This is a genomic window from Vibrio sp. TRT 21S02 (genome assembly GCF_050113675.1).
Lineage (GTDB): Bacteria > Pseudomonadota > Gammaproteobacteria > Enterobacterales > Vibrionaceae > Vibrio.
Genome location: NZ_JBNJOI010000010.1, coordinates 151616 through 166585, shown reverse-complemented (window position 1 = coordinate 166585; position 14970 = coordinate 151616). Strand labels below are relative to the sequence as shown.

Genomic DNA, 14970 nt, shown 5'->3' with positions numbered 1-14970 from the left:
GTTTCAATGGCTGCCTATATTTTTCGTCGTTTATTGTTGGTGATCCCCACTTTGTGGGCGATCATCACGATTAACTTCTTCATTATTCAAATTGCGCCGGGTGGACCGGTTGAGCAAGCCATTGCTCAACTGGAAGGGCATTCTTCAGGCATCATGGAGCGTTTTGCTGGTGGTGGCAGTGAAGTTGATCTCGGAGAGGTAGAGCCTGAAGGTGCATCTGGATACAAAGGTTCGCGAGGTTTAGATCCTGAAGTAGTTGAAGAGATTAAAAAGCAATTTGGTTTTGATAAGCCATTACATGAGCGCTATTTCGAAATGCTCAAAAATTACGTCACATTCAACTTTGGTGAGAGCCTTTTCAAAGGAGGGAATGTGATTGATCTGATTGTAGAGCGATTACCTGTTTCAATTTCACTCGGGCTGTGGAGTACGCTGATCATCTACCTGATCTCAATTCCGCTAGGGATACTCAAAGCGATACACCATGGCTCTCGGTTTGATATCTGGTCAAGTGCACTTGTGATCATTGGTTACGCTATTCCCGGCTTCTTATTTGCCATCATTTTAATTATCTTGTTTGCCAGTGGTAACTACTTCAGTTGGTTTCCGCTGCGCGGTTTAGTTTCTTCCAATTTTGAACAGCTCACTTGGTATCAACAGATCCTCGATTACTTTTGGCATTTAGCTTTGCCTATTTGTGCGATGGTAATTGGTGGCTTTGCGACGTTAAGTATGCTGACGAAAAACTCATTCCTTGATGAAATAAATAAACAATATGTTGTAACGGCAAGGGCAAAGGGGCTCGATGAGCGCAACATCTTGTATAAGCATGTGTTTCGTAATGCCATGTTGATCATTATCGCTGGTTTTCCAAGTGCGTTTATTAGCATCTTCTTTACGGGTTCAATGCTCATTGAAGTCATGTTTTCTCTAGAAGGTATTGGCTTGCTTGGGTTTGAGTCCACCATTCAGCGTGATTATCCGGTGGTATTTAGTTCTTTGTATATCATGACTTTGCTGGGTCTAATTTTGAGCATTATTTCGGATCTCACATACACTTGGGTCGATCCGCGAATTGATTTTGAGGCGAGATGATGTGGCATAAAAAAAACGTCAGACGTAATCCATTAAACGAAGCCCGATGGCATCGATTTAAAGCCAATAAACGTGGTTTGTATTCTCTGTGGGTTTTCTCATTATTATTCGTTGTCAGCCTATTTGCTGAGTTTATTGCCAATGACAAGCCGCTACTAATCGAATTTGACCAGCAATGGTATTTCCCAATTTTTCACGAATATGCAGAGACAGAATTTGGCGGTGAATTTGAAACAGAAGCGGATTACACCGACCCTTTTGTGATCGAGTTAATCGAAGAGAATGGATATATTGTCTGGCCTCTGATTCCTTTTAGTTACGACACGATTAACTTCAATATTACCTCAGCGGTGCCTTCTGCACCGGATAATGTCAATTGGCTAGGAACTGATGATAAAGGGCGAGATGTGCTTGCTCGGGTGATCTACGGGTTTCGTATATCGGTTTTGTTTGGGTTTGTTCTGACCATCATATCGAGCGTGATTGGCGTAATAGTGGGGGCAACACAAGGGTATTACGGTGGTTGGTTAGACTTATTGGGCCAGCGTTTTATCGAAGTTTGGTCAGGCATGCCAACGTTATTCTTACTCATCATTTTATCCAGTTTTGTAGAACCAAATTTCTGGTGGTTGCTCGGTATTATGGTTCTATTTAGTTGGATGAGCCTAGTCGGAATTGTTCGGGCAGAGTTTTTACGTTGCCGTAATTTTGATTATGTTCGCGCAGCGCAGGCGATGGGCGTTTCCGATAATCGCATAATGCTGCGACATATGTTGCCCAATGCTATGGTTGCGTCACTGACGATGATGCCATTTATTCTTTCCGGCTCTGTAACCACGTTGACATCTCTCGATTTCTTAGGCTTTGGGCTTCCTGCTGGTTCTCCGTCTTTAGGAGAGCTCCTTGCACAAGGTAAGGCCAATTTACAAGCACCTTGGCTCGGGATTTCTGCGTTCCTGATTCTTTCAATGATGCTGACTCTATTAGTATTTATTGGTGAAGCGGTGCGCGATGCCTTTGACCCACACCATCAAGGAAGGTAGCTATGAGTGAACCAATCTTATCTATTGAAAACCTTTCTATTGGCTTTGGCCGAGAAAACGCAGTTGAAACCGTAACAAAGAATGTGTCACTTTCCATTAGCAAGGGCGAAACGTTAGCACTGGTAGGGGAGAGTGGTTCAGGTAAATCTGTTACCGCGAATGCGATTCTAAAATTGCTTCCTAAAGGTTCGGCTCATTACTTGGAAGGTAAGATCCAGTTTGATGATCTTGATATTTTCAGTTGCTCTGAACGTCAACTGAGAGGCATTCGTGGGGGCCGAATCGGGATGATTTTTCAAGAGCCCATGGTATCGCTCAATCCGCTGCATAAAATTGGCAAACAACTCGTTGAAACGCTATCGACCCATCGAGGTATGCGAACTCGTCAAGCAGAAGCATTGGCGATAGATTGGCTTGCGAAAGTTGGGATACGACACCCCGATATTAAAATAAATGCCTATCCTCATGAGTTATCTGGTGGCGAAAGACAACGAGTGATGATTGCGATGGCATTAATTAACGAACCTGAACTCCTTATCGCTGATGAGCCGACAACGGCACTTGATGTCTCTGTTCAAGCCCAAATTCTGGATTTGCTAAAAACCTTACAGCAAGAATTGGGCATGGCGATGCTGTTTATTACGCATGATTTGAGTATTGTTAGGCGCATTGCTGATAGGGTCGCCGTCATGCAGCAAGGTGAGCTGGTTGAAACAGGAGAATGTAAAGCGATGTTTTCTGCACCGAAACATCCCTATACCCGAGAGCTCATCGATTCGGATCCTAAAGGAGAACCTGTCGCGGTTCTGGGTGATTCGCAATCCTTACTCACCGTTGATCAACTGAGGGTATGGTTTCCCATTACGGGAGGGCTGTTTAAGCGTACGTTATCCTATGTAAAAGCGGTGACGGACATGAAGTTCGACTTGAAGAAGGGACACTCCATTGGTTTGGTTGGAGAGAGTGGATCCGGTAAGTCGACGACAGGCATGGCGATTTTACGTTTGGTGAACTCAGAAGGCTCTATCAGCTACCAAGGACAAGAGATTCAGGGATTAGATCGTCACTCAATGCTGCCTTATCGAAGCAAAATGCAGGTTGTATTTCAGGACCCGTTTTCTGCACTTAACCCACGAATGTCCGTTGCCCAAGTGATAGGTGAAGGGTTAAGGGTGCACCATACATTTGACGAGCAAACCATTGATGAAATGATTTGTGCTGTGATGAAGGAAGTCGACTTAGATATAGAAACTCGGCATCGATTCCCAAATGAGTTCTCTGGTGGCCAACGTCAGCGCATCGCAATTGCACGAGCGTTGGTACTGAAGCCGGAATTCATTTTACTTGATGAGCCCACGTCATCGTTAGACAGAACGGTGCAGGCTCAGGTTTTGGAGTTGTTGAAGAGCTTACAAGAGAAATTTGGCCTGACGTATTTGTTTATTAGTCACGATCTCAATGTTGTGCGTTCTTTATGTCACTACACCATCGTAATGAAGCATGGGGAGATTGTAGAGCAAGGAGAAACGCGAACCCTCTTTGCTTCTCCTAAACAGTCCTACACACAAGAACTCGTTGCTTTATCTGCATTTTAAAGAAAAACCGCCATAGGGCGGTTTTTTGTTATTTGCTTGTCATTAAGAATACGGCTTTATTCTGAGCCCACATCTCTTCAAATGATTTTACGACGTCATACTCGTTTAAGTGAGCGGCATGAAAATCGATCAGCTCCAGTAAGTGAGATGGCGTCTGATAGACAAGGCCTGAGTTGATATCGTTAACCAAAATGTCTGCTTGTTTTCCTGCGTAACCTTCAGCATTTGAGTTGGCTTGTGCTTTGAGTGTCTCGCGGATTTGGCTGAGCGCTTGTTCGAACTCTGATTGGCTCAAACCTGCCGAGATAACGCGTTTTATCTCATGCTCAACGGCTTGTTTTAGTTGCACCATATCTTCATTGTTGTATTGAACTCGTACTTTCGACCAAACGTTATCATTAAATAATACTGTTGACTCAACGTTTACGCTGGCATTCGGAGCAATAGTACTCAAAGCTAGTTGAAGGCGCTGCTCTAAAGCGACGTTTGCAATTTGTTTTAATAACAAGTTTCGGCGATAAAACTTACTATCTTGTACAAAATTCACGGAAGTTAATGTACTGATGGAAAACTCATTGGTGTCAGAGTCCGATTGTGCATTGCCATCAATCAAGTAAGCTTGAGGTTTGATCAATGTAACCGCTTTAGCCGAGTTGTTCCAACGGCCAAATGCACTTTCAATGGCTTTAATACTTTCTCGAATACGTACATTACCAGTGATCACAACCGTGGTATTTGCAGGAAAGTAATTCGCTTTATGAAACTGATTAATCTCATTGCTGAAAAGTGCCTGAATAGCTTTTTCACTCGGGCTTAGCACCTCGTTAAGCTCTTCAGCGTCAAGGCCATAGTAGGCATTATTTTGTGCTGTCTGATTAAAGTGCGTAAAATGCATTTTGGTTTCTTCATACAGTAACTTATCACTGTCGACAGTACGTGGTGCTGCGTTGAAGTGCATGAGCTTATCAGAGAAGTTTCGTAATTCACTGGCGAGCACCATTTGAGTTGGCTGTGATAAATCTTTTGCGAATACCGTTTGACTGAACAGAGCATTTGCGTACCACTGTGTACCAGAAATGGTTTTCATTGCGGTATAACTTGCCACTAAGCCAGACTCAGTATCTTGACTCACTCCTGAGCCCACTCGAATGCGAATAGCCACATCCGGAGATGTTTTACTGGTTGGTAAAATGACATAACGTAACCCATTATCCAGCAGACCAACATGAGTTTGTTTTGGTAGTTGGATATCGGATGGGGTAAACCAAAGCTCAGGCGATACCTTGGCATACGAAGGTGTTGGTAGCAGCATTCCAGTTACCAGAAATACTGACAAACTAGACGATAATAAGTGTTGACCCATTTTTTTCAGGTAGCAAAGCATACGTTTCTCCAAGACGAATAGACCAGGAATATGACAGCTTGCTCCGTGTTCGAGAGTGGTAGCATGTGAAATCCAATCACATGTAGGGTTGCTATACTGAACTAGCACTCTGGGATGAACTTTAACTGTTTATTTTTTATTAGAAGTGGCAGATTTTTGATTTGATTCGCAAATATGTCAATGCTTAAGTATTAGTCATTTGCTGTTTCTCAAAAATGATACAAAAGATGGGCTTTGATGGTATCAAATGTGGGTATAACGACTGGCACTGGCGTAAGATAATGGCTTGGAAAACCAGTACCCTTGCAAGTAAGAGGCACCGAGAGCAATGAATTTTCTTTGCATTTCAGCGCTTTCTATTCCTTCTACAACAATGTCGACGTTATTGTTTTGGCATAACTGAATGATAAATTTCACGTACTCAGTCGTTGCTGGATTGTTGAGCGAGCGCCATGCAATCGACTTGTCTATCTTGATTTGGTTGAGTGGGAGGTCAAAAAAGCTGTTTAACGAGCTATAACCCGAACCAAAATCATCCAAAGACAGTTGAAATCCATACTCACTCAATTTTTGTAGTTGGCTGGCAGCACTTTTGTTTCCATCGAGAATCATAGTTTCCGTGAGTTCTAGCACGATTTTATGGGGTTCCACACCGGCATCATGTGCCATTTGCTTGACCGTATCGGGAAACTGGCTGTTGAGCAGTTGGAGCACCGAGACGTTTACATTTACCTTTACATCACTTTCGTGATGCTTCTGATACAGCTTAATAAACTTACATGCTTTGGCAAAAACTGAGTAACCTAGCTCGATAATAAGCCCCTTCTTCTCTGCAACTGAGATAAATTCATCAGGATAAATCTCACCAATTTGTGCACTTTTCCACCTTACTAAGGCTTCAAAGCTAGAGACGCGATTTTCTTTGGTACAGATAATTGGTTGGAACTTGAGGCTAAGGGTATTAGTGGTAATCGCACGCTTTAATTCTTGTTCGATGTAGAAATGACGATCGACTTTATCTTTGGTGTGTCCACCATACACGCTAATTCGTCTGGTTTCATTGGATCCGGCAAACTGACAGGTGCGTGATGCAATTTTGACGAGTTCCTCGGCTGTATTGTAGATATCAATATCTGGGTATATTCCAATATTAATTTCTGTCCCATAGAGATAACCATTTTCATCAAGTGAGCGGTGGTAGCCTTTGAGAATACGTTTGCCTAAGTTTTCCAATTGAAATTGATCGTTATAACCACGCAATAGCACGACAAAATCATCAGAGTGAACACGATAGATACCAATAAAGTCTTCTGGAAGATCTTTGAGCGAAGTGACTAAATGTGAGATCAAGTCTTTGAGGATCTGTGGGCCATACAAGTTTAGATATGACTTAATATCATCAATTTGAATGTAAATGATGGAATAGTTAACGGTATTTTTATGTCGAAGAGCTTCAAGATCAATGGTTAGCTGATTTGTGTTGGCAAGGCCAGAGGTGTTGTCTCTGAAAACGGCACGTTTAGCACAGTTTTCCATCAACTTTTCTTGGGAGATATCGCGATGACAGCCTATAAAATAGCGCTTTCCGTCTTTATTTTTAACGATAACGGTTCCTTCAATCCAAGAATATTGACCGTCTGAGCGTAATACTCGGTATTGCGTGGATATCTTCTTTTCTTCTATATAACGAAGCTCTTTTAGCCTTTTATGTAGGCTAAGTCGATCGGTAGGATGAATAAGAGACATCCAAGTCTCAAGGGAGATCTCATTGTTCTCAATACCAAATTTATTGTAAAAGTTTGGATTGTATAAATGAAACTGTTCTTGTTCCGACATGTAAAACAGGCCATCGCTAAAAACGTCGAACATATCGGACAGATACTCTCGTTTTAGCTCAGCAATTTCTTGTGCTTCAGCAGGAAAGTGAACGATGGACGGTATATTGTGTTGGGGGCTTATTACAGTAGAGTCTGCGAGAGGTGGCAAATCAAAATTCGAACGAACTAATTTGTAACTTTCTGACATTGTATAAAACCTACCCATTACATCTCATGGCAAGCCAATTCCGTGGCTATATACTGTAATCACTCTTTTTAACTAATTCTGCGATCCTATTTAGGTTTTTGAAAACGCAGAAGTTATCGTTAAATTCGGTGCATATCACGGCCATTTTATGCATTTGGTCTAATAGTGGCTCGTTGATACGGACAATGTTAATCCGTTAACCCATTTGTTTAAGAACTTGTTGAGTAGTACATGTTTAACATGAATTGGTAATTAACTACTAGGGCAAAATGTTTGTTAGTTGATAGTTTCGACATTTCTTAACAGCAATGAGCTACAAAGTAATCACTGTGGTTATTATTGATTCGAATCTACAACCAATTCTGTATAGCCTGTTGTGTCATCTTGTTCACGTGATAAAGAGAGTTTAGGGTAGTGGTGAATAATAAGTTCCGCAGTTGTGTCGACAAGGCTACCTTCCAGCAGGTGGCCTCCCCAGACTTTCCCATCACGATCAGACACCGCAATATGTAGGTGTTGGTGTTTGGGTGTTAGCGTGCCCATAAGTGAAACGATCTCAAAAGGCTGAGTAAGTAACAGTGTTGATTCAGCACCAGCAAGGCGAATATGGATACTTGATAAGCAGCCTACGCATGAGGCGATGCTGCCTGCTTTGATTTGATGCTCGGTGACTAATGCTTGGATTGCCTGCTTTAAGTCTTGATCTCGTTTTAGACGTTTTACGATAGGTACGATCATGATTTGATCGGCTCTAACAGGCTTAATAAGCCAGTGGTGGCTGTATCGATTTCTTCGTATCTAAACGCTTTACCAAGGACACGCATTCCTTGCATGTGGCTCAATACCAAAGCGGCCAGTTGTGCGGCTGGAATATGGTGAATCACTTTTTGATCGTCTTGGGCATTTTTAAGTGCACGAGTAATGACTTCAAGTAAATGGTTAAATAAACCATGGCCGGCTTTTAACACCACCTCATCTTCACCAGCATGTTCTACTAATGCATTTTGCATAAAACAGCCACAATGACGTTCGCGCTGAATTGCTGCGAAGTCGAGTAAAAATGTCTTCAGTTCATCAATATTTGCATTTTCTTGTTCCAGCGCTTTGATACTGGGCACCTGTACTTGTTTTAAGTAAGTATTGAGTGCTTCGTAGTAGAGCTGCTGCTTATCACCATAGGTGTTGTAGAGGCTAAAACGGTTGATCTGAAGTTCATCCACTAAGTCAGAGATGGCAGTATTGGCGTACCCTTTACGCCAAAATAGCTCCATCGCTTCATGCAATTTTTCAGTCCTATCAAATTTGCTTTTACGTGCCATTAAGATCATTCCTTAAAAAGTTCTTGACTGATCGGTTAGATATTCTTTATTCTAAACTAAACGATCGTTCAGAAAAAGAGTAAAAGGAACCGAGAATGAAAATTTATGAAACTGCAATGACACCAAGCTGCCGTCGTGTATCAATCTTTCTAAAAGAGCTAGGTGTTGAAGTACCAAGAGAAGAAATCAATGTTCAGGGTGGTGACAACCTAAAAGAAGAGTTCAAGGCAAAGGCCGTTAATGGTCGCGTTCCATTATTAGAATTGGATGATGGCACGACGATTTGTGAAAGTGTGGCAATTTGTCGCTACTTTGATGAGAGCTCAGCAAACAACAACGCATTGTTTGGTCGAGATGCAAAAGAAAAAGCGCAAGTTGAAATGTGGCATCGTGTTGTAGAATTCCAAGGTCTATATACTGGATTCCAAGCTTTCCGTAACTTAACTGCAATCTATGATGACCGTGAGACTTGTGTATACGAATGGGGTGCAGAATCAAAAGAACGTGTAGCCGCATTTTTGCCGCAATTGGATGCTCGTTTGGCTGCAAGTGAATACGTTGCTTCTGAGCAATTCACTATCGTAGACATCACGGCTTTCATCTTTGTGGGCTTTGCACAAAATGGTTTGGAACTTGATGTTTTAGGGCAATATCCAAATATTCGTCGCTGGTTTGATGTGGTTTCAACCCGTCCTGCATTTCAATAAGGGGTGAAGCATGATTGAACTGTACACCGCAGCAACACCAAATGGACACAAGATCTCAATCGCACTTGAAGAGATGGGATTAGACTATAATGTCAATGCACTAGATATTTCGACCAATATCCAGAAAGGGCCTGAATTTACGGCCATTAACCCGAATGGCCGCATTCCAGCCATCATCGATAAAGATAACGATGATTTCATCGTGTTTGAATCGGGTGCTATTTTATTGTACCTAGCTGAGAAAACAGGCAAGTTCTTACCAACTGATGAGAAAGCACGTTCAAAAGTGATTCAGTGGTTAATGTTCCAAATGGGTGGGGTAGGGCCGATGATGGGTCAAGCGAACGTATTTTATCGTTACTTCCCTGAAAAAATTCAGCCTGCTATCGACCGATACCAAAATGAAGGTCGTCGCCTTTTTGAAGTGATGGATAAGCAACTTGGAAAGTCAAAATACTTAGCAGGCGATGAATATTCGATAGCCGATATTGCGACATGGCCTTGGGTTCGTATTTACGAATGGAGTGGTATCAATATCGAAGGGCTTGATAACCTTCAACGCTGGTTAGATGAGATAGCGAAACGCCCAGCGGTACAAAAAGGTTTAGCGGTACCGACGCCATCGAGTGAAACTCAGGAAGAGCGAGCGAAGCGCATTAGCCAGATGGTTACGCAATAATTATGGATAACAAAGGCTTACTGTTTTTCAGTAAGCCTTTTTTGTGGCTTTCTCCAATCTCTTGTCTGTAAAGGATGATATTGATGTAAGAATAAACTGACCGACAAAAATAAAGTCATTAAAAAACAATAGGATAAGATTTATTTCATGCCATAGAACGAATTGACAATGTCATTGACCGCACTAAGCTGCGCTGCACATTACTGAAATTGATAAATCATTGTGCTGAATAAACTCGTTCTTTCAATAATATGCTTATTTATAACGCTTCCATGCTTCGCGCAAAGCTATGTTCTTAGCCCGAAAGAGAAGCTTTATTTGAAAGAGCACAATGTTATTAATGTTGCTGTTTTAGCTCGAATTTCTGATGATGGTCTGCAGACGGCGTCAATCGATCAGTCTCAGCAAATCAATGCCGATTATTTACAAGGTATTGCTCGTGAAGCCGGCTTTACCATTAAAATCAATTCCTACTCTAGTATTGCTGAAGTATTCCGATCGATACGTGAGGGTGACTCTGACCTAGGGCTTGGGTTTAGTCAAACCGTTCAGCGAGAAAAAGAATTCATTTTCAGCAAACCGTTATACCAAGGAAGCCTAGCGATTTGGTATCGTAAAAGTCATATGCCGTATATGGCACCAGAAAAAGTGACTTGGGCGTGTATTGCTAACTCCATTTACTGTCAAAGCCTCACCAAACGCGGTATTACCGACATTATTCATACGGATAGTTTTGCCGAATCTGTTCATCTTGTTGACGAAGGTGAGGCGGATGCACTCGTTGCAGACTATATCTCGGTGATGCAACACCTAAATGATAAGAACACTTTGGTTGGACAGGTTAAAACGCCCGGTTGGCTCGATACCGAAAAAGTCGCCATTATGGCGAAACCAGACCATCAAATTTTAATTAGCATCATCAATAAAATTATTGATAGAGAAGAAAAGAACTTAAATCGCGAGTCGATTAAGTCGCAGAATATTTATCATCAGAGTGACTTGGTTAACATCAAATTTAGAGAACGTAAGCTTGATGAAAAACCTGTCCGTTTTTCTTTTAGTGAAGACTCTTACCCACTTCTGTTTAGAACCAGTGAGGGAGAACTTTCTGGTTACCTTTATGACATTATCCGTCTTCTGCAAGCACGTTCCGGGCTTAAATTTACTTACGTAAAAATGAAAGAAGGGGATACCCTTCGAAAAATGTTGCAAGAAGATCGAATCGACATATTGCCGATCGCATTAAAGCAATCAGGCTATCAGGATGTTGTTGATCTCACACAGCCTTTTATGCGGTTAAAGTACGTGAGCGTACAGCCGGTGATCACGCCGCCAGAATCAACGAATAAAGAAGGGGTGTTATTTTCTCAGAGCTCAGGACAAGCCTTATTTAAGAACCTCGTGTTTGGGCCAAATATTGAGGTGTATAGCAGCATTCAAACCCTGCTCTCCGATTTAGACAAAGGCAAAGTCCGTCACGCTTATATTCGAGATGACATCGTTGAAGTAATGCTTGCTCAGTACTACAACGATAAATACGTGATTAATAGAAATGACTTTAAAGTCTTAAACACTTCCCTCGGTATTTCCAAAAAACGCCCAGTACTGAAAGATGTACTTAATGGCATGTTGAACACCATTGATAACAGTGAAATCCGTAAGATCAAAAATGGCTACAACCAATTTAATATTGTTTATGGTTATGAAAAGTGGCAGGTTTTCGCTTTATTTGGGGTTGCAGTTCTTGTTGTTGTTGTACTGAGTTTCATCATCTACCTCTGGTTAAAGAACCTAAAATTACAAGTTAGGCTCAAAGAGCGTGATATTAAGCATTCGAAAGATGAGCTTAAGTTTTTGCAGAATGTTATCAATACGCTGCCAAGCAAGATCTTTATCCATAATGAGAGCCATCAGTTGCTCTTGAACAACTGTATTGAATACAAACAAGGTCGTTGTAACAAGTGCGATATGTCGCTTGAGAACGGTGATGGCACCGCAATCATTAGTGACAGCAAAGAGCTCGACGAAGTGCTGAACTTTGGCAGCGTGATCCACCGAAATATTGACATTAAAGGCTGTGCTGCGAGTTTCCAAACGATAGATTACTACCGAAAACGCGTACTGAATGGCCCGGGCATGAAGCGCTTGGTGTTGACCGTTGTTAATGATGTCACGCAACAAAAACTGCAAGAGCGAGAGTTACGTCAGGCTAATGATGTCGCTCATAAAGCTGTTCAGTCACGTGAACGTTTCCTCGCCACAATGAGTCATGAACTTAGAACGCCTATCGCAGGCATGAGTGGGCTGCTTGAAATGCTGACCATGCAGATCAAAGGCGAAGAACACTCTCTTATTCTAAGAAACCTCACCACATCGACGAAAAACCTTCAATTGCTGGTTAACGATATTCTTGATTTTTCTAAGCTTGAGGCGAAGCAATTAAGGCTTGATCCGCAACCTTGTCGAATCGTGCGCTCCACCGGAGAGCTGTTACGAATTCATCAAGCGGCTGCACTTGAGAAGAACTTATCGTTTGATTTTAAGTGGGTACCCAGTGAAATTAAGGTGATCGAATTCGATGCGCTTCGTTATGGGCAAATCGTTAACAATCTTTTGTCAAATGCGGTTAAGTTTACGTCAAAAGGTGAGGTTACGGTTGAGCTGAGTGTGAACGAAGAATCATTGGCGCTGTCTGTTACAGATACAGGCAAAGGAATGACGACGGATGAGTGTGAACGTGTGTTCCAGCCATTTATGCAAGCAGACAATACAACGGCTCGCAAATTTGGAGGTACTGGCCTAGGTTTAACTATAGTACGTGATTTGGTCAAACTTATGGGGGGAGAGTTTGATATATCCAGCATTAAAGGCCTAGGGACAAAAGTCATGTTTACGCTTCCGCACAAAGTGCTTGAACGATATAACAATGATTTTCCTCATCTTGATATTTGTACTCACGATGTGAGTCATGAGGTGAAACGCTGGATTACACTTTGGAATCAAAACGGTGTCACAGAAGAGAGCCGTAAGACGGTTAAAGTGACTGAGAACATGTTGTCTCTTGAATCTGATAGTGATTTTACAATTTTCATTACTAGGCAGCTGCGAGAGTTTCTACGTATTTCGGACAACATTGCCGAGATATCAAATTCGCCACTTTTCCCTGACCTATTGTATGAGTGCTTGCAACGATTGAATGACGGTGATGTTGTTCAAGAAAGTGATACATGTCAGCTACGAGGACACATTCTGGTTGCAGAGGATAACCCAATTAACCAGATGTTGATCAAAGGGCAACTTGAAGAAATGGGTGTCACCGCAGACATCGTTTCTGATGGCTTGGAAGCTTTCTTAGCGCTTCAAAGTCATTATGAAAAATACGATCTACTGATCACTGATGGTCATATGCCAAACATGGATGGCTACGAACTTACGAGTAAAGTTAGAAGCCTTATTCCGCAATTTAATCACAAGAAAATATTTGGTTGTACGGCCGAAGATTCTAGAGTTCGTTCTTTAGAAAACCATGACGTTAAGTTCGATGATATTTTGTATAAACCGTATGGAATTAAGCAACTTAACGATTTACTCAAAGAAGAATTAGAGATTGTTGCTGAAGACGTCGCATCTGAAGAAAGTTTAGCCAAAGAAACGAACACATTTTGGCTTGAAAATTATCAAAAATCAGACGCGCTTCAGTTAGGTCAAATCTTTCTTCACACAATGGCCGAAGACACTCAGAATCTGAAATCTTCGGCGGCGTCTATTGAAGATAAAGGTGAGATCGCACACCGCATTAAAGGTGGAGCGGCATCGGTCGGTTTAAGTGAACTGGCTGCACATGCAGGACAGTTAGAAAAAATGATCCGTGCAGGAGAAACCAACGTCCAGGGAGCTTTGGACACCGTGGTCGAAATGATCGAAGCAACCATAGAAGAAACAACACGTTGGTTAACAAACAATGAAACTTACATCTAAGGTTTTAATACTCGATGATAGTCCGCTTCAGCAACATGGAACTTTGTTGCAATTAAAAGCGTGTGGTATTGAAAATGCCACCTTGGCCGGTTCTGGGCAAGAAGCACTATCACTGTGTGCACAACAACAGTTTGATTTGTTGATATGTGATTTAAGCATGCCACATATGGATGGCCTGCATTTTCTGAAAAAGCTAAATCTCACTGGGTACAATGCGGCAATTTGTATATTAAGTGGGATGGATGATGGTGTCTTAAAAACCGCAAGCACCATGTGTAAATTAATGGACTTTTCTTTTGTCACGGCATTGGAAAAGCCAGCAACGAGAGATGCATTGTTTAATTTGCTTACTGAGATTAATAGAACTGAGCGTCCAAAGAATTGTATTGCTCAGCCTTTAGATATCACAGAGCAAGATCTTATCTCTGCGATTCAAAACAGAGAGCTGGTCAACTACTACCAACCAAAATTTAGTTTCAACTCAATGAAGTTGAAAGGCTGTGAAGTGTTAGTGCGTTGGCAGCATCCTAAATACGGCATTATTGGCCCAGCACACTTCATGCCTTTGGTTTTTCAGTATGGGCTTCAAAATTCTTTATTTGATTGCGTTTTAGAACAAACCGTCACCGCTGCGGCGCAAACGTCTGGAAGCTGCATCTTTTCAGTCAATGCCACGCAGACAAACATCGAGACAGAAAATTTCGCCGATACAATATTGCAACAATGCCGTCATCACGGTGTACCGCCGAGCCACATCATTATTGAGCTGACAGAGCATGAAGTGACAGAACTCTCCCCGACAATGCTAGAGCAGTTGGCTCGCATAAGAATGAATGGGATTGGTCTCTCTTTAGATGATTTTGGTACGGGGTATTCGTCGTTATTGAAGTTATCACAGCTGCCTTTTACTGAAATCAAAATTGATAAAGAGTTTGTAACGACCTGTACCTACGATATTCGAACTCAATCCATTGTCGAAATGATCTGTGGTTTAGCGAAAAGTATGAACCTTAGAATCGTAGCAGAAGGTGTAGAAGATCAAGCCACTTGGGATTACCTCAAGCGTGTAGGCGTTGGGCTATGCCAGGGAAGTTTGACGGGAATGCCAATGCCATTGGATGAATTTTTAAAGATGGACGCATAAT

At 41.9% G+C, this 14970-nt stretch carries 11 protein-coding genes; 7 read left to right on the top strand and 4 right to left on the bottom strand.

Annotated features, from left to right (window positions below; translation table 11 throughout):
* Window positions 1–6 precede the first annotated feature (6 nt).
* From ACQEXU_RS14575 to ACQEXU_RS14565, 3 genes are read left to right on the top strand one after another with little or no spacing between them, the layout of a single operon-like run.
* Window positions 7–1095, top strand: a complete 1089-nt coding sequence (locus tag ACQEXU_RS14575; protein WP_427011377.1) for a microcin C ABC transporter permease YejB — start codon at window positions 7–9, stop codon at window positions 1093–1095.
* Window positions 1092–2138: an ABC transporter permease gene (locus ACQEXU_RS14570; RefSeq protein WP_367990099.1), complete on the top strand. Its 1047-nt coding sequence runs from the start codon at window positions 1092–1094 to the stop codon at window positions 2136–2138. The genes ACQEXU_RS14575 and ACQEXU_RS14570 overlap by 4 nt, the downstream gene beginning before the upstream one ends.
* A 2-nt stretch (window positions 2139–2140) precedes the next feature.
* Complete coding sequence (locus tag ACQEXU_RS14565) at window positions 2141–3733, top strand: ABC transporter ATP-binding protein (RefSeq protein WP_427011376.1); 1593 nt, start codon at window positions 2141–2143, stop codon at window positions 3731–3733.
* A 28-nt stretch (window positions 3734–3761) separates the two neighbouring features.
* Here ACQEXU_RS14565 and ACQEXU_RS14560 read toward each other — a convergent pair whose 3' ends face one another.
* The 4 genes from ACQEXU_RS14560 to ACQEXU_RS14545 form a co-directional block, all read right to left on the bottom strand.
* Entirely contained in the window at window positions 3762–5117 is a 1356-nt protein-coding gene (locus ACQEXU_RS14560; protein ID WP_427011375.1) for an insulinase family protein, read from the bottom strand.
* 243 nt (window positions 5118–5360) lie between these two features.
* Complete coding sequence (locus tag ACQEXU_RS14555) at window positions 5361–7142, bottom strand: EAL domain-containing protein (RefSeq protein ID WP_427011374.1); 1782 nt, start codon at window positions 7140–7142, stop codon at window positions 5361–5363.
* A 336-nt stretch (window positions 7143–7478) separates the two neighbouring features.
* Window positions 7479–7880 (bottom strand): PPC domain-containing DNA-binding protein, encoded by a 402-nt coding sequence (locus tag ACQEXU_RS14550; RefSeq protein ID WP_427011373.1) that lies wholly within the window; start codon window positions 7878–7880, stop codon window positions 7479–7481.
* Complete coding sequence (locus tag ACQEXU_RS14545) at window positions 7877–8461, bottom strand: TetR/AcrR family transcriptional regulator (RefSeq protein WP_427011372.1); 585 nt, start codon at window positions 8459–8461, stop codon at window positions 7877–7879. The genes ACQEXU_RS14550 and ACQEXU_RS14545 overlap by 4 nt, the downstream gene beginning before the upstream one ends.
* A 95-nt stretch (window positions 8462–8556) precedes the next feature.
* Here ACQEXU_RS14545 and ACQEXU_RS14540 point away from each other — a divergent pair, with 95 nt between their 5' ends.
* The 4 genes from ACQEXU_RS14540 to ACQEXU_RS14525 all read left to right on the top strand — a co-directional run bounded on the left by ACQEXU_RS14540 (window position 8557) and on the right by ACQEXU_RS14525 (window position 14969).
* Window positions 8557–9168: a glutathione S-transferase gene (locus ACQEXU_RS14540; RefSeq protein ID WP_427011371.1), complete on the top strand. Its 612-nt coding sequence runs from the start codon at window positions 8557–8559 to the stop codon at window positions 9166–9168.
* Window positions 9169–9178: 10 nt separating this feature from the next.
* Window positions 9179–9847 carry a glutathione S-transferase family protein gene (locus ACQEXU_RS14535; RefSeq protein ID WP_427011370.1) on the top strand — a complete coding sequence of 223 codons (669 nt, stop codon included), beginning with the start codon at window positions 9179–9181 and terminating at the stop codon, window positions 9845–9847.
* A gap of 318 nt (window positions 9848–10165) precedes the next feature.
* A complete protein-coding gene (locus ACQEXU_RS14530; protein WP_427011369.1) occupies window positions 10166–13825 on the top strand; it encodes an ATP-binding protein in 3660 nt (1219 codons plus the stop codon).
* Window positions 13809–14969, top strand: a complete 1161-nt coding sequence (locus ACQEXU_RS14525; RefSeq protein ID WP_427011368.1) for an EAL domain-containing response regulator — start codon at window positions 13809–13811, stop codon at window positions 14967–14969. The genes ACQEXU_RS14530 and ACQEXU_RS14525 overlap by 17 nt, the downstream gene beginning before the upstream one ends.
* Window position 14970 lies beyond the last annotated feature (1 nt).